General features: G+C 55.3%; 20 protein-coding genes. 13 read left to right on the forward strand and 7 right to left on the reverse strand.

From position 1 onward, the window contains the following. Positions 1–151: 151 nt before the first annotated feature. On the forward strand, positions 152–769 hold the full coding sequence (locus AB4K05_RS13055; protein WP_368480390.1) for a trimeric intracellular cation channel family protein: 618 nt from the start codon (positions 152–154) through the stop codon (positions 767–769). Here the strand turns inward: AB4K05_RS13055 and ligB are convergent. Next, positions 766–2,442, reverse strand: a complete 1,677-nt coding sequence (ligB, locus tag AB4K05_RS13060) for an NAD-dependent DNA ligase LigB (RefSeq protein ID WP_368480567.1) — start codon at positions 2,440–2,442, stop codon at positions 766–768. The two genes, AB4K05_RS13055 and ligB, sit on opposite strands and share 4 nt — an antisense overlap. 254 nt (positions 2,443–2,696) lie before the next feature. On the opposite strand from ligB, the gene gmk reads away from it, so the two are divergent. The 7 genes from gmk to fpr all read left to right on the forward strand — a co-directional run bounded on the left by gmk (position 2,697) and on the right by fpr (position 10,484). Beyond that, positions 2,697–3,320: a guanylate kinase gene (gene gmk / locus AB4K05_RS13065; RefSeq protein ID WP_166515258.1), complete on the forward strand. Its 624-nt coding sequence runs from the start codon at positions 2,697–2,699 to the stop codon at positions 3,318–3,320. A gap of 53 nt (positions 3,321–3,373) precedes the next feature. After that, on the forward strand, positions 3,374–3,649 hold the full coding sequence (gene rpoZ, locus AB4K05_RS13070) for a DNA-directed RNA polymerase subunit omega (protein ID WP_002442542.1): 276 nt from the start codon (positions 3,374–3,376) through the stop codon (positions 3,647–3,649). Between the two features lie 18 nt (positions 3,650–3,667). Further along, positions 3,668–5,782: a bifunctional GTP diphosphokinase/guanosine-3',5'-bis pyrophosphate 3'-pyrophosphohydrolase gene (spoT, locus tag AB4K05_RS13075; protein ID WP_368480391.1), complete on the forward strand. Its 2,115-nt coding sequence runs from the start codon at positions 3,668–3,670 to the stop codon at positions 5,780–5,782. A 4-nt stretch (positions 5,783–5,786) separates the two neighbouring features. Further along, on the forward strand, positions 5,787–6,476 hold the full coding sequence (gene trmH, locus AB4K05_RS13080; protein WP_368480392.1) for a tRNA (guanosine(18)-2'-O)-methyltransferase TrmH: 690 nt from the start codon (positions 5,787–5,789) through the stop codon (positions 6,474–6,476). A 5-nt stretch (positions 6,477–6,481) separates the two neighbouring features. Beyond that, positions 6,482–8,563, forward strand: coding sequence for an ATP-dependent DNA helicase RecG (gene recG, locus AB4K05_RS13085; RefSeq protein ID WP_368480393.1), 2,082 nt, complete (start codon positions 6,482–6,484; stop codon positions 8,561–8,563). 67 nt (positions 8,564–8,630) lie between these two features. After that, entirely contained in the window at positions 8,631–9,641 is a 1,011-nt protein-coding gene (gene glpX, locus AB4K05_RS13090; protein ID WP_368480394.1) for a class II fructose-bisphosphatase, read from the forward strand. A gap of 96 nt (positions 9,642–9,737) precedes the next feature. Continuing rightward, positions 9,738–10,484, forward strand: coding sequence for a ferredoxin--NADP(+) reductase (gene fpr / locus AB4K05_RS13095; RefSeq protein WP_368480395.1), 747 nt, complete (start codon positions 9,738–9,740; stop codon positions 10,482–10,484). A 70-nt stretch (positions 10,485–10,554) separates the two neighbouring features. Here the strand turns inward: fpr and AB4K05_RS13100 are convergent, their stop codons facing one another. Continuing rightward, entirely contained in the window at positions 10,555–10,983 is a 429-nt protein-coding gene (locus tag AB4K05_RS13100; protein ID WP_368480396.1) for a DUF805 domain-containing protein, read from the reverse strand. Between the two features lie 111 nt (positions 10,984–11,094). Between AB4K05_RS13100 and AB4K05_RS13105 the strand changes: the two genes are divergently transcribed. Both AB4K05_RS13105 and tpiA read left to right on the forward strand, forming a co-directional pair. Next, a complete protein-coding gene (locus AB4K05_RS13105; RefSeq protein WP_368480397.1) occupies positions 11,095–11,691 on the forward strand; it encodes a DUF1454 family protein in 597 nt (198 codons plus the stop codon). A 108-nt stretch (positions 11,692–11,799) separates the two neighbouring features. After that, complete coding sequence (gene tpiA, locus AB4K05_RS13110) at positions 11,800–12,567, forward strand: triose-phosphate isomerase (RefSeq protein ID WP_368480398.1); 768 nt, start codon at positions 11,800–11,802, stop codon at positions 12,565–12,567. A gap of 135 nt (positions 12,568–12,702) precedes the next feature. On the opposite strand, the gene AB4K05_RS13115 is transcribed toward tpiA, so the two are convergent. The 4 genes from AB4K05_RS13115 to zapB all read right to left on the reverse strand — a co-directional run bounded on the left by AB4K05_RS13115 (position 12,703) and on the right by zapB (position 16,435). Further along, on the reverse strand, positions 12,703–14,007 hold the full coding sequence (locus AB4K05_RS13115; RefSeq protein WP_368480399.1) for an SLC13 family permease: 1,305 nt from the start codon (positions 14,005–14,007) through the stop codon (positions 12,703–12,705). A gap of 73 nt (positions 14,008–14,080) precedes the next feature. After that, a complete protein-coding gene (locus tag AB4K05_RS13120) occupies positions 14,081–14,836 on the reverse strand; it encodes a CDP-diacylglycerol diphosphatase (RefSeq protein WP_368480400.1) in 756 nt (251 codons plus the stop codon). A gap of 150 nt (positions 14,837–14,986) precedes the next feature. Further along, on the reverse strand, positions 14,987–15,976 hold the full coding sequence (locus AB4K05_RS13125; protein ID WP_368480401.1) for a sulfate ABC transporter substrate-binding protein: 990 nt from the start codon (positions 15,974–15,976) through the stop codon (positions 14,987–14,989). Positions 15,977–16,195: 219 nt separating this feature from the next. Further along, on the reverse strand, positions 16,196–16,435 hold the full coding sequence (gene zapB / locus AB4K05_RS13130; RefSeq protein WP_368480402.1) for a septal ring assembly protein ZapB: 240 nt from the start codon (positions 16,433–16,435) through the stop codon (positions 16,196–16,198). 425 nt (positions 16,436–16,860) lie between these two features. Between zapB and AB4K05_RS13135 the strand changes: the two genes are divergently transcribed. Further along, positions 16,861–17,709 (forward strand): MIP/aquaporin family protein, encoded by an 849-nt coding sequence (locus tag AB4K05_RS13135; RefSeq protein ID WP_368480403.1) that lies wholly within the window; start codon positions 16,861–16,863, stop codon positions 17,707–17,709. A gap of 21 nt (positions 17,710–17,730) precedes the next feature. Next, positions 17,731–19,239, forward strand: a complete 1,509-nt coding sequence (gene glpK, locus AB4K05_RS13140) for a glycerol kinase GlpK (protein WP_368480404.1) — start codon at positions 17,731–17,733, stop codon at positions 19,237–19,239. Positions 19,240–19,356: 117 nt separating this feature from the next. On the opposite strand, the gene gltS is transcribed toward glpK, so the two are convergent. Continuing rightward, positions 19,357–20,559 (reverse strand): sodium/glutamate symporter, encoded by a 1,203-nt coding sequence (gene gltS, locus AB4K05_RS13145; RefSeq protein ID WP_368480405.1) that lies wholly within the window; start codon positions 20,557–20,559, stop codon positions 19,357–19,359. Positions 20,560–20,841: 282 nt separating this feature from the next. On the opposite strand from gltS, the gene AB4K05_RS13150 reads away from it, so the two are divergent. Continuing rightward, positions 20,842–22,233 carry an NCS2 family protein gene (locus AB4K05_RS13150; RefSeq protein WP_368480406.1) on the forward strand — a complete coding sequence of 464 codons (1,392 nt, stop codon included), beginning with the start codon at positions 20,842–20,844 and terminating at the stop codon, positions 22,231–22,233. Positions 22,234–22,339 lie beyond the last annotated feature (106 nt).

Consider the following 22,339-nt stretch of genomic DNA (forward strand, 5'->3'; position numbering starts at 1 on the left):
ATAAAAAAATATCATTAAAAGCCGCAAATACTGCATATAGAAAAGACCATTAGATTAGTTTTTATAATCTATAACCACTTGCCTTAGAAAATCTCAATCGTGACGAAGCACACAAATCGCTAACCTCCTGCCATTCTGACTGGGAGCGAATATGTTACTGCACATCCTTTACCTTATCGGCATCACCGCCGAAGCCATGACCGGCGCCTTAGCCGCCGGACGTCGTCGCATGGATACCTTCGGCGTGATTATTATCGCCACCGCCACCGCGCTAGGCGGTGGATCGGTACGCGATATGCTACTTGGCCACTATCCATTAGGTTGGGTACAGCATCCGGAATACATCATCATCGTGGTGATTGCTGCGGTGCTGACGACCATTGTTGCTCCGGTCATGCCACATCTGCGCCGCCTGTTTCTGGTACTGGATGCCATCGGTCTTGTTGTCTTTTCCATCATCGGCGCTCAGGTAGCGTTGGATATGGGACAAGGCCCAGTTATCGCGATTATCGCGGCGGTTGTCACCGGCGTATTTGGCGGAATACTGCGTGATATGTTCTGTAAACGCATCCCTCTGGTATTCCAAAAAGAGTTATACGCTGGCATCTCCTTCGCTGCTGCGGTGCTGTACGTCGCCTTACAGCATTACGTCAGCAACCATGATGTCGTGGTGATTTCTACGCTGCTGTTTGGCTTTACCGCTCGTATGCTGGCACTGAGACTAAAATTAGGGCTACCGGTGTTCCACTACCGCCATGAGACTCACTAGCGAAAGCCACTTATGCCCAATATTTGTAGCTGCCCGGCGAGTTTGACCATCGTGGGATGGTGAATAAATGCCATCAGATTACGGGCTTTTTCTGGGCCGACGCCCGGCAAATTCCGCCAGTGCAGTTCGTCACGAGCCTCTAGCTGGGCCCAAGAGCGGTCATTGATTGCCTTCATCGCAGCAGAAGGCAGAGGTAGTCCCAGCGCTTTTAGCCAAAGGGAGAAGGGCTGTTGGCGCGCGATATTAAAACGGTGCCAGAGTAATTGCGCCCGTGTCACGGTTATCCCCGGTGTCTCTTCTAGCTGTTTTGGCGTCAGTTCAAGCCAAGAGAAAATATGGGTGAAAGGATGTGCCATCATGAGCGTTCTCCATCCAGCTTCTCCGATGCCTTCAATATCGAGTACCTGTGAGCCCCCCAGCCAGCTAAGGCGGGCCAGAAATTGCTCCTGGCAATCTGGCGAGCGGTAGAAACAGCTTAGTGGGTGGTAACGAGGAATAGGTGGCGTGGGTTTTGTCCTATCCATGCCACGCCAAACAACATTATCCAATCGTGGTATCCCTTGTCCTGCCAGGCTCACCAGAAGCTGATCGCCAATCGTGATATCCAGTTTTTGCCAGCGCTGCACAGAACCAATACTGACACGCTGCACCTGCTTGTCATCCAGCGTAATGGGTTCCAGCTCGGCGACCACGGCAATCTTACCGGTGCGCCCAATCGTAAAGCGGATCCCTCTTACCTCAGCCACCTGTGAAACTGGTCGGTACTTCCACGCCGCTAGCCACGTTCCCTGCGCAGGCCGCCAGCGTTCGCCGTTCGGTTCTTTCCCCGCACGAATCACAACCCCATCAGTCGCAAAGGGTAAAGGAGAGGTAAACCAACGTTCACGCCAGTCGGCAACCTCTTTGAATTGCGAAATCGGATAGGAATAACGAGCAACAAGATCAAAGCCAGAAGCCGACAACAACACCAACCGTTCACGCATCGCGGCCGGTCCGTCAGGCCATGCCCAGATAAAAACCGACAACTGCGATAGCGATGGGCTTTCGTCTTGCTGCATCAGCAGCCCAGCGACCTGCGAACGCGCATTCATGCCACCCATTTTTTGTTGTACATGCCCTTTAGCGCGCAGGAAAATCTCTCCCTGCAGGACGCTATTGGCCAGCGCGCCATCGACCTTTTGCGGCAGCGACGGAATACGCCGTGCCTTTTGCGTCCAGTCTTCTCCTTGTAAACCATCGCCCCGACTGATAACGCGCTGCAAATGCCCCTGCTTATAAACCAGAGTCACTGCAACACCATCCACTTTTGGCTGTATCCACAGATCTTTTTTGCCCTGCATCCACTGCCCAACCGCCTGCGCGTCAGCAAGTTTACGCACGCCAGTATGCGCCACGGGATGACTCACCGCCCCTTGCAGCGGGAGCAAACTGGTATTCTCTGCGGCGACAGAACCAAAGCAGCCCTGCCAGCCGGCGAGACGTGCTGAGAGTTGGTCATAAACACCGTCGCTGACCTCACTCGCCCCCTTATGCCAATACGCTTCATTCCATTTCGCTAACTGCCCCTGTAGCTGCGCGATTTCTCGCTCGGCGCGTTCCGGTGACCAGACCGGGCAAGTTGCCTGAACATGTGCCGTCAAAAATAGCGCTACGATTATCAACCATCGGCTCATCATTTCCCCTCCATAGCGGATAACCGTTTGTATCGCAGCGATATTGGCAATGCGAGGGGTGATTCCCCCTTTTCCGAGCGGCCTTCTGAGAGAAAGAGTTTGTTGCAGCAACGTGCAGAGAATTCAGGAAAACGGCGCGAAAAATAAAATAAACTGCCGTAAAAAGTGTGACAAAGGCTACGTCGCGTAGCGGCGCCGTGTATAATAGGCTCGTATGTAAGTTCTCTTTCGATAATCACATACAAAAGACACTCATGGCTCAAGGCACGCTCTATATTGTTTCCGCCCCTAGTGGCGCGGGTAAATCCAGCCTGATTCAGGCTTTATTGAAAACCCAACCGCTGTACGATTCCCAGGTATCTGTTTCACATACCACGCGCGCGCCGCGTCCGGGTGAAGTGCATGGCGAACACTATTTCTTTGTGAATCACGACGAATTCCGCACGATGATTGGCGAAGAGGCGTTTCTTGAACACGCTGAAGTCTTTGGTAACTATTACGGCACGTCGCGCAAAGCCATTGAGCAGGTTTTGGCTACCGGCGTTGATGTCTTCTTAGATATCGACTGGCAGGGCGCACAGCAGATTCGTAAAAGCATGCCGGGCGCGCGCAGTATCTTTATTTTACCGCCGTCCAGAATAGAACTGGACCGCCGCCTGCGTGGTCGCGGTCAAGATAGCGAAGAAGTTATCGCTAAACGTATGGCTCAGGCTGTTGCAGAAATGAGCCATTACGCGGAATATGATTACCTCATCGTCAATGATGATTTTGATACCGCACTGGGCGATCTGAAAACGATCATCCGCGCTGAGCGACTGCGTATGAGCCGCCAAAAGCAGCGACATGACGCTTTAATCAGCAAATTATTGGCAGACTGAACCCACTTTCAGTATCATGCCCCGTTATTTCTTCATCTGTGGAGCACTAAAGTATGGCACGCGTAACTGTTCAGGACGCTGTAGAGAAAATTGGTAACCGTTTTGACCTGGTACTGGTCGCCGCGCGTCGCGCTCGTCAGATGCAGACTGGCGGTAAAGATCCGCTGGTACCGGAAGAAAACGATAAAACCACCGTTATCGCGCTGCGCGAAATCGAAGAAGGTCTGATCAACAACCAGATCCTCGACGTGCGTGAGCGCCAGGAACAGCAAGAGCAGGAAGCCGCTGAATTACAAGCTGTTACCGCTATTGCTGAAGGTCGTCGTTAATTAGATAGCGGGTCGCCCTTGTATCTGTTTGAGAGCCTGAATCAGCTGATTCAAAATTACCTGCCGGAAGACCAGATCAAGCGTCTTCGGCAGGCCTATCTCGTTGCACGTGACGCTCACGAGGGGCAAACACGTTCAAGCGGTGAACCCTATATCACGCACCCGGTTGCGGTAGCCTGCATTCTGGCCGAGATGAAACTCGACCATGAAACGCTGATGGCCGCCCTGCTGCATGACGTGATTGAAGATACCCCTGCCACCTACCAGGATATGGAGCAACTCTTTGGCAAAAGCGTTGCTGAGCTGGTAGAGGGGGTATCAAAACTTGATAAGCTCAAGTTCCGCGATAAGAAAGAGGCGCAGGCCGAAAACTTTCGCAAGATGATTATGGCGATGGTGCAGGATATCCGCGTCATCCTCATCAAGCTTGCCGACCGTACCCACAACATGCGCACGCTGGGCTCATTACGCCCGGATAAACGCCGTCGCATCGCCCGTGAAACCCTCGAAATTTACAGCCCGCTGGCGCACCGTTTAGGTATCCACCACATCAAAACCGAGCTTGAAGAGCTGGGCTTTGAAGCGCTGTACCCAAACCGTTATCGCGTCATCAAAGAAGTGGTGAAAGCCGCGCGCGGTAACCGTAAAGAGATGATTCAGAAGATCCTTTCTGAAATTGAAGGGCGTTTGCAGGAAGCGGGAATTCCGTGTCGCGTCAGCGGTCGCGAAAAGCATCTGTACTCTATCTACTGCAAAATGGTGCTGAAAGAGCAGCGTTTTCACTCGATCATGGATATCTACGCCTTCCGCGTCATTGTCCATGATTCCGACACCTGCTATCGCGTGCTTGGCCAAATGCATAGCCTGTATAAGCCGCGCCCCGGTCGCGTGAAAGACTATATCGCTATCCCGAAGGCCAACGGATATCAATCTCTGCACACTTCGATGATTGGGCCGCACGGCGTCCCGGTCGAAGTCCAGATCCGTACCGAAGACATGGATCAAATGGCGGAGATGGGTGTGGCGGCGCACTGGGCCTACAAAGAACACGGCGGCGAAAGCAGCACCACCGCGCAAATCCGCGCCCAGCGCTGGATGCAAAGCCTGCTGGAGCTACAGCAAAGCGCCGGTAGCTCGTTTGAATTTATCGAGAGCGTTAAATCCGATCTCTTCCCGGATGAGATTTACGTTTTCACCCCGGAAGGCCGCATCGTCGAACTACCTGCTGGCGCCACGCCGGTGGACTTCGCCTATGCCGTGCATACCGATATCGGTCATGCCTGCGTCGGCGCCCGCGTCGACCGCCAGCCTTATCCGCTGTCGCAGCCGCTTTCCAGCGGCCAGACGGTCGAAATCATTACCGCACCGGGCGCACGCCCGAATGCCGCATGGCTCAATTTTGTCGTCAGCTCGAAAGCGCGCGCCAAAATTCGCCAACTGCTGAAAAACCTCAAGCGCGACGATTCCGTCAGCCTCGGTCGTCGTCTGCTCAACCATGCGCTGGGCGGCAGCCGCAAGCTTGCCGAGATTTCGCCTGAACATATCCAGCGCGAGCTGGACCGCATGCGTCTTGCGACCCTTGATGACCTGCTGGCAGAAATCGGTCTCGGCAATGCCATGAGCGTCGTCGTCGCGAAAAACCTACAGCAAGGCGAAGCCACGCCGCTGGCGCCGGGAGCCTCTGGGCTTACCCATCTGCCAATTAAAGGCGCTGATGGCGTACTGATCACCTTTGCAAAATGCTGTCGTCCTATCCCGGGCGATCCAATCATCGCCCACGTCAGCCCTGGTAAGGGGCTGGTTATTCACCATGAATCTTGTCGCAACATTCGCGGCTATCAGAAAGAACCTGAGAAATTCATGGCGGTAGAGTGGGATAAAGAGACAGCGCAGGAATTTATCACCGAAATTAAGGTTGATATGTTCAATCATCAGGGTGCGCTGGCGAACCTGACGGCAGCCATCAATACTGCGACGTCCAATATTCAAAGCCTGAATACGGAAGAAAAAGACGGCCGTGTTTATAGCGCCTTTATTCGTCTAACCGCGCGTGACCGCGTGCATCTGGCGAATATCATGCGCAAAATTCGCGTGATGCCGGACGTTATTAAAGTCACCCGTAACCGAAATTAGTTTAATGAATTCACAGCGTTATGCGCGTATTCGTGAAATGCTCGCCAGACGTCAGTCCGATCTGACGGTCTGCATGGAGCAGGTCCACAAGCCTCATAATGTCTCGGCGATCGTGCGCACCGCCGATGCGGTGGGCGTTCATGAAGTTCACGCCGTCTGGCCTGGCAGCCGTTTGCGCACCATGGCCTCATCGGCTGCAGGTAGCAACAGCTGGGTGCAGGTGAAAACGCACCCGACTATCGGTGAAGCAGTTGCCCATCTAAAAAGCCAAGGCATGCAGGTTCTGGCAACCCATCTCTCTGATAAAGCCGTTGATTTTCGTGAGATCGACTACACCCGCCCGACCTGTATTCTGATGGGGCAGGAAAAAACCGGCATCACCCAAGAAGCGTTAGACCTAGCAGATCAAGATATCATCATCCCGATGATTGGGATGGTGCAGTCACTGAACGTCTCCGTCGCCTCTGCGCTTATCCTCTATGAAGCACAACGCCAACGGCAGAATGCCGGCATGTACCGCCGCGATAACAGCATGCTGCCCGACGAAGAACAGCAGCGCCTGCTATTTGAAGGCGGCTACCCGGTGCTGGCGAACGTCGCAAAGAGTAAGGGCTTACCTTATCCCCGAGTCAATGAACGGGGCGAAGTGGAAGCCGATGCGACGTGGTGGGCAACGATGCAGGCTAAAGGATAACGACGATGCAAAGCCGCCTGCTGGATGCTGTAGCACTCAATACGCTGACCGGCGTCGGTGCCGCGCAGAGCAATCGGCTGGCGAAAATTGGCCTGCACACGGTGCAGGACCTGCTTTTGCATCTACCACTACGTTACGAAGACCGCACCCAGCTCTACCCTATTGGTGAACTGCTGCCCGGCATCTATGCCACTGTCGAAGGCGAAGTGCTGAACAGCACCATTACATTTGGCGGCCGCCGGATGATGACCTGTCAGATAAGCGACGGTTCCGGCATCCTGACGATGCGCTTTTTCAATTTCAATGCGGCAATGAAAAATAGCCTCGCCACCGGTCGCCGCGTGCTGGCCTATGGCGAAGCAAAACGTGGTAAGTACGGCGCGGAGATGATCCATCCGGAATACCGCGTGCAGGGCGATCTCAGCACCCCAGATTTGCAGGAAACCTTAACACCGGTCTATCCCACCACCGAAGGCATTAAGCAGGCGACGCTGCGCAAGCTCACCGACCAAGCGCTGGAGCTACTGGATACCTGCGCTATCAGCGAACTGCTGCCACCCGAGCTGGCACAGGGCATGATGAGCCTGCCGGAAGCGTTGCGCACCCTGCACCGCCCGCCGCCATCGCTCCAGCTCGCTGATTTAGAAACCGGTAAACACCCGGCACAACGGCGCTTAATTCTTGAAGAGCTGCTGGCACACAATCTCAGTATGCTGGCGCTGCGCGCAGGTGCTCAACGCTATCACGCGCTGGCGCTAGGTGCTCAAGGCGATCTCAGAGACCGTTTTCTCGATTCGCTGCCGTTCAAACCAACCGGTGCACAAAACCGCGTGGTCGCAGAAATCGAACACGATATGGCGCTTGATGTGCCGATGATGCGCCTAGTACAAGGTGATGTTGGCTCCGGTAAAACGCTAGTTGCCGCGCTGGCCGCGCTGCGGGCGATTGCCCACGGCAAGCAGGCGGCGCTGATGGCCCCAACTGAATTGCTCGCCGAGCAGCACGCCAACAACTTCCGTAGCTGGTTTGCGCCACTCGGAATTGAGGTTGGCTGGCTTGCCGGTAAGCAAAAAGGCAAAGCGCGCCAGGCACAGCAGGAAGCCATCGCCAGCGGCCAGGTGCAGATGATTGTCGGCACCCATGCTATTTTCCAAGAACAGGTTCAGTTCAACGGTCTTGCGCTGGTGATCATCGACGAACAGCATCGCTTTGGCGTGCATCAACGCCTTGCGTTGTGGGAAAAGGGAAAGCAGCAGGGCTTCCATCCGCATCAGTTGATCATGACCGCCACCCCAATCCCACGAACCCTCGCGATGACCGCCTATGCCGATCTGGATACTTCGGTGATTGACGAACTGCCGCCGGGCAGAACGCCGGTGACCACCGTCGCCATTGCGGATACCCGCCGCCCGGAAATCATTAACCGCGTGCGCCATGCCTGCACCACCGAAAGCCGCCAAGCTTACTGGGTCTGTACGCTGATTGAAGAATCCGACCTGCTGGAAGCGCAGGCCGCAGAAGCGACCTGGGAAGAACTCAAGCTGGCCCTGCCGGAGCTAAATATTGGTCTGGTTCACGGGCGCATGAAACCCGCTGAAAAGCAGGCAGTGATGCAATCTTTCAAACAGGGCGAACTGCATTTGTTGATTGCGACTACGGTGATTGAAGTCGGCGTCGACGTTCCCAACGCCAGCCTGATGATTATCGAAAATCCCGAGCGACTGGGGCTAGCACAGCTTCATCAGCTACGCGGTCGTGTGGGCCGTGGCGCAGTGGCTTCACACTGTGTGCTGCTCTATAAATCGCCGCTATCCAAAACCGCACAGCTGCGTCTGCAGGTGCTGCGCGACAGCAACGACGGTTTCGTGATTGCTCAGAAGGACCTCGAAATTCGTGGTCCAGGCGAGCTTCTCGGTACCCGCCAAACGGGCAATGCTGAATTCAAAGTTGCAGATTTACTGCGCGATCAAGCAATGATCCCCGAAGTTCAGCGCCTGGCGCGTCATATTCATGAACGTTATCCGCAGCAGGCCAACGCGCTCATAGAGCGCTGGATGCCGGAAACCGAACGCTATTCCAACGCGTAGCGATAACCGCAGCCTATAGAGGGCTGTGCTAAACTTCGCACAATTTCACTTCCTGGACGAGTTTGTAATGAGACGAGAACTGGCTATCGAATTTTCGCGCGTCACCGAAGCAGCGGCGCTGGCAGGCTACAAATGGCTGGGCCGTGGCGATAAAAATACCGCTGACGGTGCGGCGGTTAACGCCATGCGTATTATGCTCAACAAGGTCAACATTGACGGTACCATCGTCATTGGCGAAGGCGAAATCGATGAAGCGCCAATGCTCTACATCGGCGAGTCGGTCGGTACCGGAAATGGCGATGCGGTGGATATCGCCGTCGACCCAATCGAAGGCACCCGCATGACTGCCATGGGCCAGTCCAACGCGCTGGCAGTGCTGGCCGTCGGTGACAAAGGCTGCTTCCTCAACGCACCTGATATGTATATGGAAAAGTTGATTGTCGGCCCCGGTGCTAAGGGGACTATCGATCTCAACAGACCACTGGAAGAAAACCTGCGCAACGTCGCCCGTGCGCTGGATAAGCCGCTGGGTGAATTGACGGTGACTATCCTCGCCAAGCCGCGTCACGACCAGGTAATTGCCGACCTTCAGAAGTTGGGTGTTCGTGTGTTCGCCATTCCCGACGGTGACGTTGCCGCTTCTATCCTAACCTGCATGCCGGACAGCGAAGTGGACGTCATGTATGGCATCGGCGGTGCACCGGAAGGCGTGGTATCCGCCGCCGTTATTCGCGCACTGGATGGTGACATGCACGGTCGCTTGCTGGCCCGTCACCACGTGAAAGGCGACAACGAAGAAAACCGCAGAATCGGTGAAAACGAGCTGGCCCGCTGTAAAGAGATGGGCATTGAAGCGGGTATTGTGCTGACGCTGGACGACATGGCGCGCAGTGACAACGTTATTTTCTCCGCCACCGGCATCACCAAAGGCGATCTGCTGGAAGGGATTACCCGCAAGGGCAATATCGCCACGACCGAGACGCTGCTCATTCGCGGTAAGTCACGCACCATTCGCCGAATTCAGTCGATTCACTACCTCGATCGCAAAGACACTGAAATCCAGCGTCACATTCTGTAATTCATTTGATCAATCGAGCTTTCCAGCCCTTTGGGGCTGGAAATCTTCACCCGTCGCGGTGAAGATAGGGTAACGAAATCAAGGGGGAGAAAGGCCATGGCAGACTGGGTTACAGGCAAAGTCGTAAAAGTGCATAACTGGACTGATGCACTGTTCAGCCTTACTGTCCACGCACCGGTTCAGCCGTTCACCGCAGGCCAATTTGCCAAGCTGGGACTGGATGTCGACGGCGAACGCGTTCAGCGCGCCTATTCCTACGTTAACGCCCCCAGCAATCCCGATCTCGAGTTCTATCTGGTCACCGTGCCTGAAGGCAAGCTCAGCCCTCGACTGGCGGCGCTGAAACCCGGCGACGACATTCAGGTGGTAAGCGAAGCAGCGGGTTTCTTTGTCCTCGATGAAATTCCCGACTGCGAAACGCTGTGGATGATTGCCACCGGGACGGCCATTGGCCCGTATTTGTCGATTCTGGAAGAAGGCAAAGATCTCGAGCGCTTTAAAAATCTGGTGCTGGTCCACGCCGCGCGCTACGCCGCAGATTTAAGCTATCTGCCACAGATGCGGGCGCTGGAACAACGCTTCGCCGGTAAATTACGGATTCAGACGGTCGTCAGCCGTGAAACTACGCCGGACGCATTGACCGGACGCATTCCGGCGCTCATTGAAAGCGGTGTACTGGAAGGAGCGATTGGTTTACCGATAAGCGCCGAAACCAGCCACATCATGCTGTGTGGCAACCCGCAAATGGTGCGCGATACCCAGCAGTTGCTGAAGGAAACCCGGCAGATGGCCAAGCATCTGCGCCGCCGGCCGGGTCATATGACCGCCGAACACTACTGGTAAGAACGTTTCACTGCCCGGTAAGCGCCCCGGGCATTTTGCCGGATGGCGACGCTAACGCGCCTTATCCGGCCTACGTGTCGGCGCGGTACTTCACGGCTAGCGTATCTTTGCCGTATTTGTTTTCGCCCTGGGTCCCCACAAACGCGCCCAGGTCGATAAGCATCATCACGATTATCAGCGTGGGAATAAAACGCCCAACGCCCCACTGCCAAACGCCAGGCAGCATCGACCAGTTCCCGGCCAGCAACATCCACGCTAGCACCATCAGCAGCGCCCAAAGGCCCGATTTACCGCGATCGTGTAGCCGTTTAATTGTCACCGCAGCCGTCGGCCACAGCAGACATACCAGCATAAACGCTGCCGTCTGCAGATCGATAAGCCCGCCGCCAGCGAGGCTAAACAGCGCGACCATCGTCACCGCCCAGAGCCCTATCCAAATCCAGAAATCACGGCGACCAATGCGCCCTTTAATGGAAAATAACCACTGCTGCAGAGTCATGTACTGTTCCCTATTCTTTTAGTGCGCGTAGTTTACCCCGAAGCGGGCACATTTTGACAAGCGCGTCGGTTCCCGTTTTAATCGTCATCTGCAAACAGGAGAACGATTGGCATGAAAAAATGGATAACGCTATGTCTGGTTGGGCTCATCACGCTCTGTACCGGTCAGGCTGCGCTGTCGGCGGAAACGTCTACGGCCGTTGCTCCGTATCTTCTAACGGGCGCTCCGGCATTTGACCTCTCTATCAGCCAGTTTCGGGAAAAATTTAATACCGATAACCCTACCCTGCCGCTTGGCGAGTTCCGCTCAATATCTTCAAGCCGCGACCAGCTTACGATCACCCGCGCCGCCAGCAAAATTAACGAGAACTTATACGCCTCAGCGGCACTTGAGCGCGGTACCTTAAAAATTAAATCTATCCAGATAACCTGGCTGCCGATTCAGGGGCCGGATCAAAAAGCGGCAAAAGCAAAAGCACAGGATTACATGAGCGCGTTAATGCGTGCGGTACTTCCCACGCTGACAAAGCCGCAAAGCCAGCAAAAGTTACAAAAGCTGCTGACCCAAGGCAAAGGAAAGCGCTACTTCACCAGCACCGAAGGTGCCGTTCGCTATGTTGTCGCAGATAATGGCGAAAAGGGGCTGACCTTCGCAGTTGAACCGATTAAGCTGGCGCTATCTGAAAATCTTGAGGGGCAGAATAAATGATAAAAAGCAAAGCCTTCATGGCTTTCAATCTCTATACTGTTTCACAGACCATGCTGCCCTAAAGGGCGGCCATATTCCTTAATTCGCTGACAAGCGTGGAGAATCGAAATGCGACATCCTTTAGTGATGGGTAACTGGAAACTGAACGGCAGCCGCCACATGGTAAACGAGCTGATTGCTAACCTGCGTACCGAGCTGGCTGGTGTTTCTGGCTGTGGCGTAGCTATCGCTCCGCCAGAAGTGTACATCGATCTGGCTAAACACGCGGCTGCAGGCAGCCACATCCACCTGGGCGCGCAGAACGTTGACCTGAACCTGTCTGGCGCATTCACCGGCGAAACTTCCGCTGAAATGCTCAAAGATGTTGGCGCAACCTACATCATCATCGGTCACTCAGAGCGTCGTACTTACCACAAAGAGTCCGACGAACTGATCGCGAAGAAATTCGCCGTGCTGAAAGAGCAGGGTCTGATCCCAGTTCTGTGCATCGGTGAAACCGAAGCAGAAAACGAAGCAGGCAAAACTGAAGAAGTTTGCGCACGTCAGATTGACGCAGTACTGAAAACTCAGGGCGCAGCAGCGTTCGAAGGCGTGGTTATCGCTTACGAACCAGTATGGGCTATCGGTACCGGCAAATCTGCAACTCCAGCTCAAGCTCAGGCGGTTCACAAATTCATCCGTGACCACATTGCTAAAGCTGACGCGAAAATCGCCGAGCAGGTTATCATTCAGTACGGCGGTTCCGTAAACGCATCTAACGCAGCAGAACTGTTCACCCAGCCAGACATCGACGGCGCACTGGTTGGCGGCGCATCCCTGAAGGCAGACGCTTTCGCGGTAATCGTTAAAGCAGCAGAAGCAGCTAAAAACGCGTAAGACAGTGAACCCGGCCATCGTGCTGGGTTTGTGCCGGATGGCGGCGTAAACGCCTTATCCAGCCTACTCTTACCGAGAACCGGCCCAAGGGCCGGTTTTTTGTAGGCCGGATAAGCGCAGCGCCATCCGGCAAACTCATAACTTACCGAGTACCTGATACCACGCGTAGTCCAGCGGCAGCAGCAGCAGATAACTTACCGCAGCCAGCGCCAGACACAGCAGTATCCCCGCCCGTGCCGGGACTTTACCCAGCGCCATTGCCACCACGATTGGCGAAGCCTGATACGGCAACAGCGGCGTGGAATATCCCAGTACCTGAATCATAATCACACTGAGCAGCGGGAAGCCGGTCGCGTCCGAGAAACTCTGCGCGAAGGTGGTGTACAGCGCCGGTACACCGTTGGCGGTCATAATGAAGTTTAGCGCACTGGTGATGCCCGTTAGCGCAAGGAAACTGGTAAACGGTGACTCTTCACTGAGCGGCATAATATGCAGCAGCGCATTGCCGACCACCGCGCCAATCCCCGTCTGCGTGACGGTGATAGCCAGCCCCAGAATACCGGCGACATAAATACAGGTACGCATATTCACGCCATTAGCGAACTCTTCACCATTAATAAACCCAATGCGCGGCAGCAGCGTCACAACCGCCGCCACAAGCCCAGTCCACGCAGGCCCAATACCGTGCCAGCTCTCAGTCACCCACAGCATTAAGACAACAGCCAATAGCCACGCCAGACGCTTCTCGTCGCCGCTCATCGGCGGTAGCGGCTCCACCTCGTGCGGCGGATGTGGTTTACCGGGAAACAGCCAGCAGATAAGGCCAATCAGCGCCGCGCCCTTCAACCAGCCCAGCACCGGCGTGTGGAGTAGCAGATACGAGACATAGTTTAGATGAATACCATACGCACCTTCCGCCGCCCCGCTCATCACCAGATTCGGTACGTTGGCGGGCAAAATGGTCGCGGAAAGCTGGAATGTCCCAAAACCCACCGCCAGTGCTAATCCGTACCACGCGCGGGTGCCGTCCTCAATGCCTGCGCGTTTCGCCATGGCCGCCACAATCGGCATCAGCAGCGCAATTCGCCCCATATTCGACGGCATAACGAACGCCAGCGCGTAGCTCAGCAGCACCACGCTGCCCACCATCAGCAGCCAAGAGTCGGTAAGTCGCGACGAGAGTGCCCGCGCGGCACGGTCGGCGAGCCCGGTTTTCCGAATCGCGATGCCCAACACAAAACCGCTGAAGACCAACCAGAATGCCGAAGATGCGAAACCGCCGAAAATAACATCCGGCGGCGCGATTTTTGCCGTCATCGCAGCCGCGAAGAACAGCAAAGCGGTAATAAATTCCGGCAGCAGCGAGGTCGCCCACAGCAGGATGGTCACGCCGATGATGATTGAAGGAAGGAACAGAGGGTGAGAAAGCCAGAGCGACATACCTGTCTCCTGTCGTTTTTTTCAGCAAGAATACGACGACAGGAGTTGCAGGTAAACGCCAGATTAGGTGGGGTTATTGCAGAATTGCGCAGCGATGATCCTGAATTTCCTCGGCAGATGCGCGGTTCAGCGCCAGCAAATTGCGCTCGGTCGCCAGTAGCACCAGTGAACCGTCAGCTTGCTGCGCCAGCGCGAGAGCAAAGCGCCCCATGTGCTCACGCGCTTCCGGCACCTCTTCTGCCAACATCAGGAACGGGCTACGCTGGGCCAGCTCATTTTCAGTTACCCGCCGCGCCAGATACTCATGTCCAAGCAGTCCACCCGGCAGCGGAAGCCAGCGGCTGCTAATGGCGGACATGTCACCATCGAGCTGCTCGCGAACGTCTTTACGCAGGCAGGAAATATGAATATGGAAATGGTTTTGCGTGCGTCCGGTGCGGGAATTGATAGCGAGGGAGACCGCGCTGTCCGGGACAGCCGAACCCCGTTTGTCGCTCATGATCGCGCGCCGCTGCCACGCCTGCCAAAAGAAGTTTGGCGTCAGCGGATCAAGCAGTAACGGGCTTTCGGTGCCATTGATACGGTAGGTCGGCATCAGCAGATACTGTAGCGGGCCATTGCGATCTTTAAATAAGACGTAGCCGCCTTTTGGGTTGACGTCGACGCACGGTTTTGGCGTCCGGTGCAGTTGCTGATTGGGGACACACTGTTGCAGCACAATCTGCCGCAGCGCGTCCGGGTTGCCAGAATGCAGCCAGTACCAGCCGCCAACACCCGCCGCAATCACCATAACCAGCAGCGCGGCCAGCAGGTATTTTAACCTTGTCATCTTGTCTCCCCGTGTCGAATCGAAGGGGAAGAGTAACGCAGATTTGTGACCAACAGAACATTTGCAGCCCTGCGGTAGGCCGACACCGCCATCTGGCAATGTGCGCCAGACGGCAAAACGCCCGGTAGAGTCACCGGGCGTTTGCGGAAATTAACGCTTACTGATCTGGTCGAAGGTGCCGCCGTTAGAGAAGTGCTCTTTCTGCGCTTTCGTCCAACCGCCGAACTCTTGGTCGATAGTGAAGAGCTTCAGTTTCGGGAACGCGCTTTCATACTTCTTCGCAATCTCTGGATCGCGTGGACGGTAGTAGTTCTTCGCCGCAATTTCCTGGCCTTCCGGCGAGTAAAGGTATTTCAGATAGGCTTCAGCCACCGCCGTTGTGCCTTTCTTCTCAGCCACTTTATCAACCACCGAAACGGTCGGCTCGGCAAGGATGGATTCGCTCGGGGTGACGATTTCAAACTTATCTTTACCCAGCTCGTTCGTCGCCAGCAGCGCTTCGTTTTCCCACGCAATCAGCACGTCGCCGATACCACGTTCAACGAAGGTATTGGTGGAACCGCGCGCGCCGGAATCCAGCACTTCCACGTTCTTATACAGCGACTTCACGAAGTCCTGAGCTTTAGCCTGGTCGTTATTGTTGTGGTGCAGCGCATAGCCCCAAGCTGCTAGGTAGTTCCAGCGAGCGCCGCCGGAGCTTTTCGGGTTCGGAGTAATAACGGAAACGCCCGGTTTCACCAGATCGTTCCAGTCGTGAATTTGTTTCGGGTTGCCTTTACGCACTAGGAACACGATGGTGGAGGTGTACGGCGCGGAGTTATCCGGCAGGCGTTTGATCCAGTTCTTATCAATACGACCGCGTTCGGCAATCGCGTCAACGTCATAGGCCAGCGCCAGCGTCACCACATCGGCGTCAATACCGTTGATGACCGACGTCGCCTGTTTGCCAGAGCCGCCGTGTGATTGACGAATCACCACGTTATCACCGGTCTCTTTCTTCCAGTGCGCGCTGAAAGCTTTGTTATATTGGTCATACAGTTCACGCGTCGGATCGTAAGACACGTTAAGTAACTGAATATCCTTAGCCAGTACGCTGGTGGAAGCCAGCAAAAGAGTTAACCCTACGCCCCACTTGTTCATCGCCCGCTCTCTTATCTGTTGTGTTGTAATGAGGCTAAGCCTGCCAGAAATCGAACCGATGATTAAAGAATAAAAAAAGATTGATTATGCAGTTTTGAAATATAAGGAAGGATAAAGTACGTCGATGCGCGAATGCGCGAATTCACTCAGCGGGGATTCTGCGGGGATAGTGAAGCAGGAAGTTTCCCCAGGCCGCAAACGGCCCGGGGAGAGATGGAATCAAACTTCTTCCATGCGGCCCAGCAGCGCCTGCAGACGATCCTGCCAGCCGTTCTGCTGTTCTTTCAGCTGGCCATTTTCGCGCTCCAGCTCTTCACGGCTATGCTGTGCAGACTGAACATCCTGCTCCAGCGTATTGTTCTTTTCCTTCAGCTCTTCAATTTCCATCTGCAGCAGCGTGATGGTATCAATCGCCTGCTGAACTTTTGCTTCCAGTTTCTCAAACACTTCTAATGACATCGTCCTATATCTCCTGATCATGCAAGGCGTTGATCTCGTCCCGGGACCCCGGCGACACCTTAACCCAAATAAGCGCACGGCTTGTGGTCGATTGTATGGAGCGCCGCCGCCCCTGTCCAGCGCCAGAGCCTGTAGATTACGGTTGTTCGCAATTTTAAGCCTGGTCCTGGAGCGTTTGCGCATATTCCCATTAGATTGTTAACGGATTGGCTCACGGAATGTTTCCTCCCTCACACTTTCCGCTCCGAAAACGTACATTATCTGGCGCGAAAACGCTCATTTCTTGACGCGGTACACACATTTTGATTTCGATATTTCTCGTTTACGCTCGTTAACGATAAATTAACACTATGCCTACATGGCAACATGCGCGTCCCGAGCGCGCATGCACACAATAATCATTAATTTGTCTTCAGGATCCGATTATGAGCCAGACATCGACCTTAAAAGGCCAGTGCATCGCAGAGTTTCTTGGTACCGGGTTGTTGATTTTTTTCGGCGTGGGATGTGTCGCGGCGCTAAAAGTGGCGGGCGCGAGTTTCGGCCAGTGGGAAATCAGCATAATTTGGGGTCTGGGCGTGGCGATGGCTATCTACCTGACCGCTGGCGTGTCCGGCGCGCACCTTAATCCGGCAGTCACCATCGCGCTATGGCTGTTCGCCTGCTTCGATGGGCGTAAAGTAGTGCCCTTCATCGTTGCTCAGTTTGCCGGTGCGTTCTGCGCGGCGGCATTGGTTTACGGCCTCTACTACAACCTTTTCTACGACTTCGAAAGCACGCACAATATGGTGCGTGGCAGCGTCGAAAGCCTTGAACTGGCAGGTATTTTCTCTACCTATCCAAACCCGCATATCAATTTTGTGCAGGCCTTCGCGGTAGAAATGGTCATTACCGCTATCCTGATGGGTGTGATTCTGGCACTGACTGACGATGGCAACGGCATTCCACGCGGGCCGCTGGCTCCGCTGCTGATTGGCCTGCTGATAGCGGTTATCGGTGCCTCCATGGGCCCTCTGACCGGATTTGCGATGAACCCAGCGCGTGACCTCGGGCCAAAAACCTTCGCCTGGCTGGCAGGCTGGGGCGACGTCGCCTTCACCGGCGGCAAAGATATTCCTTATTTCCTGGTGCCGCTGTGTGCACCTATCGTTGGCGCAGCGCTGGGCGCATTCAGCTATCGCAAGCTGATCGGCCGTCATCTGCCGTGCGACACCTGCGAGGTTGAAGAGCCGAAAGCGGTCTCCAGCCAAAACCAACACAATGCTTCGCTGTAATCTGACTACGGACCGTTCATTATGACTGACAAAAAGTATATCGTTGCGCTCGACCAAGGCACCACCAGTTCCCGCGCCGTCGTTATGGATCATGACGCCAACATCGTCAGCGTGTCACAGCGCGAATTTGAACAAATCTATCCTAAGCCCGGCTGGGTTGAGCATGACCCGATGGAAATCTGGGCAACACAAAGCTCCGTGCTGGTTGAAGTGCTGGCAAAAGCCGATATCAGCTCGGATGAAATTGCCGCTATCGGTATCACCAACCAACGTGAAACCACCGTGGTGTGGGAGCGCGAAACCGGTAAGCCGATTTACAACGCCATTGTCTGGCAGTGTCGCCGCACCGCTGAAATCTGCGAGCAATTAAAGCGTGACGGCATGGAAGAATACGTGCGCAACACCACCGGTCTGGTGGTTGACCCGTACTTCTCCGGCACCAAGGTGAAGTGGATCCTCGACCACGTTGAAGGCTCTCGCGAGCGTGCGCGCCGTGGTGAATTGCTGTTTGGCACCGTTGATACGTGGCTGGTGTGGAAGATGACCCAGGGACGCGTGCACGTCACCGACTACACCAACGCCTCACGTACCATGCTGTTTAACATTAATACCCTCGATTGGGATGACAAGATGCTGGATGCGCTGGATATCCCACGCGCCATGCTGCCGGACGTGCGCAAGTCGTCCGAAGTCTACGGTCAGACCAACATCGGCGGTAAAGGCGGCACCCGTATTCCGATCGCCGGGATTGCCGGTGACCAGCAGGCGGCGCTGTTCGGCCAGCTGTGCGTGAAAGAAGGGATGGCGAAAAACACCTACGGCACCGGCTGCTTTATGCTGATGAATACCGGCGAAAAAGCGGTGACCTCGACCCATGGCCTGCTGACCACTATCGCCTGCGGCCCACGCGGCGAAGTGAACTATGCGCTGGAAGGCGCGGTGTTTATGGCCGGAGCCTCTATTCAGTGGCTGCGCGACGAGATGAAGCTTATCAGTGACGCGTTCGACTCCGAATACTTCGCGACCAAAGTCAAAGACACCAACGGTGTGTACGTGGTTCCGGCCTTTACCGGCCTCGGCGCGCCGTACTGGGACCCGTATGCTCGCGGCGCGATTTTCGGCCTGACACGCGGCGTGAACTCCAACCATATTATCCGCGCGACATTGGAATCAATCGCCTACCAGACCCGTGACGTGCTGGAAGCGATGCAGGCAGACTCCGGCATTCGTCTGCACGCCCTGCGTGTAGATGGCGGCGCGGTTGCCAACAACTTCCTGATGCAGTTCCAGTCGGACATTCTGGGCACCCGCGTTGAGCGTCCGGAAGTGCGCGAAGTGACGGCGCTGGGCGCAGCCTATCTGGCCGGTCTGGCTGTCGGTTTCTGGCAAAATCTTGATGAGCTGCAGGAAAAAGCGGTGATTGAGCGCGAATTCCGTCCGGGGATTGAAACCACCGAGCGTAACTTCCGCTACAGCGGCTGGAAGAAAGCGGTGAAACGCGCGTTAGCGTGGGAAGAACACGAAGAGTAAACCGTGACGTGATGCCGGATGGCGGCTACGCCTTATCCGGCCTACAAATGAGCGGTAGGCCTGATAAGCGCAGCGCCATCAGGCAAAGAACGCCGGGATAGTCCCGGCGTTTTTGTCTTAAGCAAACATCGGTAACATCAGATACAGCTTAATGACCAGCGCATTGACGATATCAATAAAGAACGCCCCCACCATCGGCACCACCAGGAACGCGGTATGTGATGGCCCGAAACGTTCGGTAATTGCCTGCATATTGGCAATTGCGGTTGGCGTTGCACCAAGACCAAAGCCGCAGTGACCTGCCGCCAGCACCGCTGCATCGTAGTTTTTGCCCATCATTCGGTAAGTGACAAAAATCGCATACAGCCCCATCGCCACCGCCTGCACAGCCAGAATCACCAGCATTGGTAGCGCCAGCGATGCCAGCTCCCACAGCTTCAGGCTCATCAGCGCCATCGCTAGGAACAACGACAAGCTCACGTTGCCCAGCACTGATACTGCACGCTCGAAGACGCGATAAAAGCCCATCAGCGCCAAGCCGTTGCTCAGGAGCACACCAACAAACAGCACGCACACAAACGTCGGCAGCTCCAGCGCGGTTCCCGCCAGCAGTTGCGCAATCACCCGCCCAACCGTCAGACAGATAGCAATAAGCGCGATACTTTCAATCAGCACCAACGAGGTGATCACACGCCCCACATCCGGTTTTTCGAAGGTGGTAGGCACTTCCTGATCGTCCGGCGTGCCGTCTGGCGAGGAGGAGTGTTTCACCAGATAGCGCGCCACAGGGCCGCCAATTAAACCACCCAGCACCAAGCCGAAGGTGGCACAGGCCATCGCCACTTCGGTCGCATTGCTGAAACCGTAGCGTTCGATAAACAGCTTGCTCCACGCCGCGCCGGTGCCATGACCACCAGATAGCGTGATTGAACCGGCCAGCAGGCCCATTATCGGGTCCAGACCCAGCAGTTTCGCCATGCCGATACCCAGTGCGTTTTGTAACAGCAGCAGTCCCACGACGACAATCAGGAAGGTGCCGACAACTTTCCCGCCCTTGCGCAGGCTAGCGATATTGGCGTTAAGGCCGATGGTGGCGAAGAAGGCCAGCATGAGCGGGTCTTTGAGGGTCATATCGAATTCGATTTCCCAACCCATGCTTTTTTTCAGCACTAGCAGCGCCAGCGCCACCAGCAGACCACCGGCCACCGGTTCAGGGATGGTGTATTTCTTTAGAAAGGGGACGCCCTGGACCAGCTTTCGTCCCAGCAGTAGGACAAGCGTTGCGGCGACGAGCGTCGATAAGGTATCGAGATGAAACATAATTGCAGCTCCTTACTAAACGCATGATCCATTCATACGCGACAAATTTCCGATGTCGAGATAGCCTCTTCGTGAGGCGTCGGCCCAAAGTGTAAGCAAGAAAGGCAGTCAAGGGATAGAAAAAGGTACTATTGCTGATCAATTTCGTTAACCATTTACATCTAATCCACAGTTCTTACACGGTTTTTTCCGCAATAATTTGCGCCACATGAAAGCAACCGATTGCTTTTACCAGCCAGTCCGCTAAAATCGCCACTTTTCCACCATGGGATGGCCTGAAAGATGTCCTCTAACACCCTTGAACAGGTTGATGCGCAACCGGTTGCGCAGAAACACAACAGCGAATTAATTTACCGTCTGGAAGATCGTCCGCCGCTTCCGCAAACCTTGTTCGCCGCGCTTCAGCACCTGCTGGCGATGTTTGTTGCGGTGATCACTCCAGCGCTGCTGATTTGCCAAGCTCTGGGTCTGCCAGCCGAAGATACCCAGCACATTATCAGCATGTCGTTATTCGCATCCGGTGTGGCATCTATCATTCAGATTAAAGCTTGGGGCCCGGTTGGCTCTGGCCTGCTGTCCATTCAGGGCACCAGCTTCAACTTCGTTGCGCCGCTAATTATGGGCGGCACCGCGCTGAAAACCGGCGGTGCCGACGTGCCAACGATGATGGCTGCGCTGTTTGGCACCCTGATGCTGGCGAGCTTCACCGAAATGGCATTATCCCGCGTGCTGCACCTAGCGCGCCGCGTGATCACCCCGTTAGTTTCCGGCGTGGTGGTGATGATTATCGGCCTGTCGCTGATTCAGGTCGGTCTGACCTCTATCGGCGGCGGCTATGCGGCAATGGCCAACAATACCTTTGGCGCACCGAAAAACCTGTTGCTCGCGGGCATCGTACTGGCCATTATCATTCTGCTTAACCGCCAGCGTAACCCTTACCTGCGTATTGCTTCGCTGGTGATTGCTATGGCGGCAGGCTACCTCGCAGCCTGGGCGCTCGGCATGCTGCCGGAAAATACCGCACCGACCAACGGCAGCCTGATTATGGTGCCAACGCCACTGTATTACGGCTTAGGCATCGACTGGAACCTGCTGTTGCCATTGATGCTGGTATTTATGATCACCTCGCTGGAAACCATCGGTGATATCACTGCCACCTCCGACGTGTCAGAACAGCCGGTTTCCGGGCCTCTGTATATGAAGCGACTGAAGGGCGGCGTGTTGGCTAACGGTCTGAACTCCTGCGTTTCTGCGGTCTTCAATACCTTCCCGAACTCCTGCTTCGGGCAGAACAACGGCGTTATCCAGTTGACCGGCGTTGCCAGCCGCTATGTCGGTTTCGTAGTCGCGTTGATGCTCATCGTGCTGGGTCTGTTCCCTGCGGTGAGCGGCTTCGTCCAGCATATTCCTGAACCGGTACTCGGCGGCGCAACGCTTGTGATGTTCGGCACCATCGCTGCGTCCGGCGTGCGCATCGTCTCCCGCGAGCCGCTAAATCGCCGCGCAATTCTGATTATCGCCCTGTCGTTGGCCGTTGGCCTTGGCGTTTCTCAGCAACCGCAAATTCTGCAGTTCGCCCCGGACTGGCTGAAAAACCTGCTCTCTTCCGGCATTGCTGCTGGCGGGATCACGGCAATTATTTTGAACCTGGTTTTCCCACCAGAGAAAGAGTAAACCCGACGCGGCGGTGGTCATTGCCACTGCCGCTGACATCGATTAAAACGATTCCCGCCTTGAGGATTGCGCATAAATCATGCATAACAGATTTATGTGCCCTTCT

It is taken from the genome of Kluyvera sp. STS39-E (assembly GCF_040932435.1).
GTDB lineage: Bacteria > Pseudomonadota > Gammaproteobacteria > Enterobacterales > Enterobacteriaceae > Kluyvera.

What these genes read in the sequence shown, in the direction of transcription:
- ligB (WP_368480567.1), bottom strand. Translation starts at nt 2,442, where the DNA reads ATGAGCCGATGGTTGATAATCGTAGCGCTATTTTTGACGGCACATGTT.
- trmH (WP_368480392.1), top strand. Translation starts at nt 5,787, where the DNA reads ATGAATTCACAGCGTTATGCGCGTATTCGTGAAATGCTCGCCAGACGT.
- gltS (WP_368480405.1), bottom strand. Translation starts at nt 20,559, where the DNA reads ATGTTTCATCTCGATACCTTATCGACGCTCGTCGCCGCAACGCTTGTC.
- AB4K05_RS13135 (WP_368480403.1), top strand. Translation starts at nt 16,861, where the DNA reads ATGAGCCAGACATCGACCTTAAAAGGCCAGTGCATCGCAGAGTTTCTT.
- tpiA (WP_368480398.1), top strand. Translation starts at nt 11,800, where the DNA reads ATGCGACATCCTTTAGTGATGGGTAACTGGAAACTGAACGGCAGCCGC.
- glpX (WP_368480394.1), top strand. Translation starts at nt 8,631, where the DNA reads ATGAGACGAGAACTGGCTATCGAATTTTCGCGCGTCACCGAAGCAGCG.
- glpK (WP_368480404.1), top strand. Translation starts at nt 17,731, where the DNA reads ATGACTGACAAAAAGTATATCGTTGCGCTCGACCAAGGCACCACCAGT.
- AB4K05_RS13055 (WP_368480390.1), top strand. Translation starts at nt 152, where the DNA reads ATGTTACTGCACATCCTTTACCTTATCGGCATCACCGCCGAAGCCATG.
- fpr (WP_368480395.1), top strand. Translation starts at nt 9,738, where the DNA reads ATGGCAGACTGGGTTACAGGCAAAGTCGTAAAAGTGCATAACTGGACT.
- rpoZ (WP_002442542.1), top strand. Translation starts at nt 3,374, where the DNA reads ATGGCACGCGTAACTGTTCAGGACGCTGTAGAGAAAATTGGTAACCGT.
- AB4K05_RS13125 (WP_368480401.1), bottom strand. Translation starts at nt 15,976, where the DNA reads ATGAACAAGTGGGGCGTAGGGTTAACTCTTTTGCTGGCTTCCACCAGC.
- gmk (WP_166515258.1), top strand. Translation starts at nt 2,697, where the DNA reads ATGGCTCAAGGCACGCTCTATATTGTTTCCGCCCCTAGTGGCGCGGGT.
- AB4K05_RS13100 (WP_368480396.1), bottom strand. Translation starts at nt 10,983, where the DNA reads ATGACTCTGCAGCAGTGGTTATTTTCCATTAAAGGGCGCATTGGTCGC.
- AB4K05_RS13150 (WP_368480406.1), top strand. Translation starts at nt 20,842, where the DNA reads ATGTCCTCTAACACCCTTGAACAGGTTGATGCGCAACCGGTTGCGCAG.
- AB4K05_RS13120 (WP_368480400.1), bottom strand. Translation starts at nt 14,836, where the DNA reads ATGACAAGGTTAAAATACCTGCTGGCCGCGCTGCTGGTTATGGTGATT.
- AB4K05_RS13105 (WP_368480397.1), top strand. Translation starts at nt 11,095, where the DNA reads ATGAAAAAATGGATAACGCTATGTCTGGTTGGGCTCATCACGCTCTGT.
- zapB (WP_368480402.1), bottom strand. Translation starts at nt 16,435, where the DNA reads ATGTCATTAGAAGTGTTTGAGAAACTGGAAGCAAAAGTTCAGCAGGCG.
- recG (WP_368480393.1), top strand. Translation starts at nt 6,482, where the DNA reads ATGCAAAGCCGCCTGCTGGATGCTGTAGCACTCAATACGCTGACCGGC.
- AB4K05_RS13115 (WP_368480399.1), bottom strand. Translation starts at nt 14,007, where the DNA reads ATGTCGCTCTGGCTTTCTCACCCTCTGTTCCTTCCTTCAATCATCATC.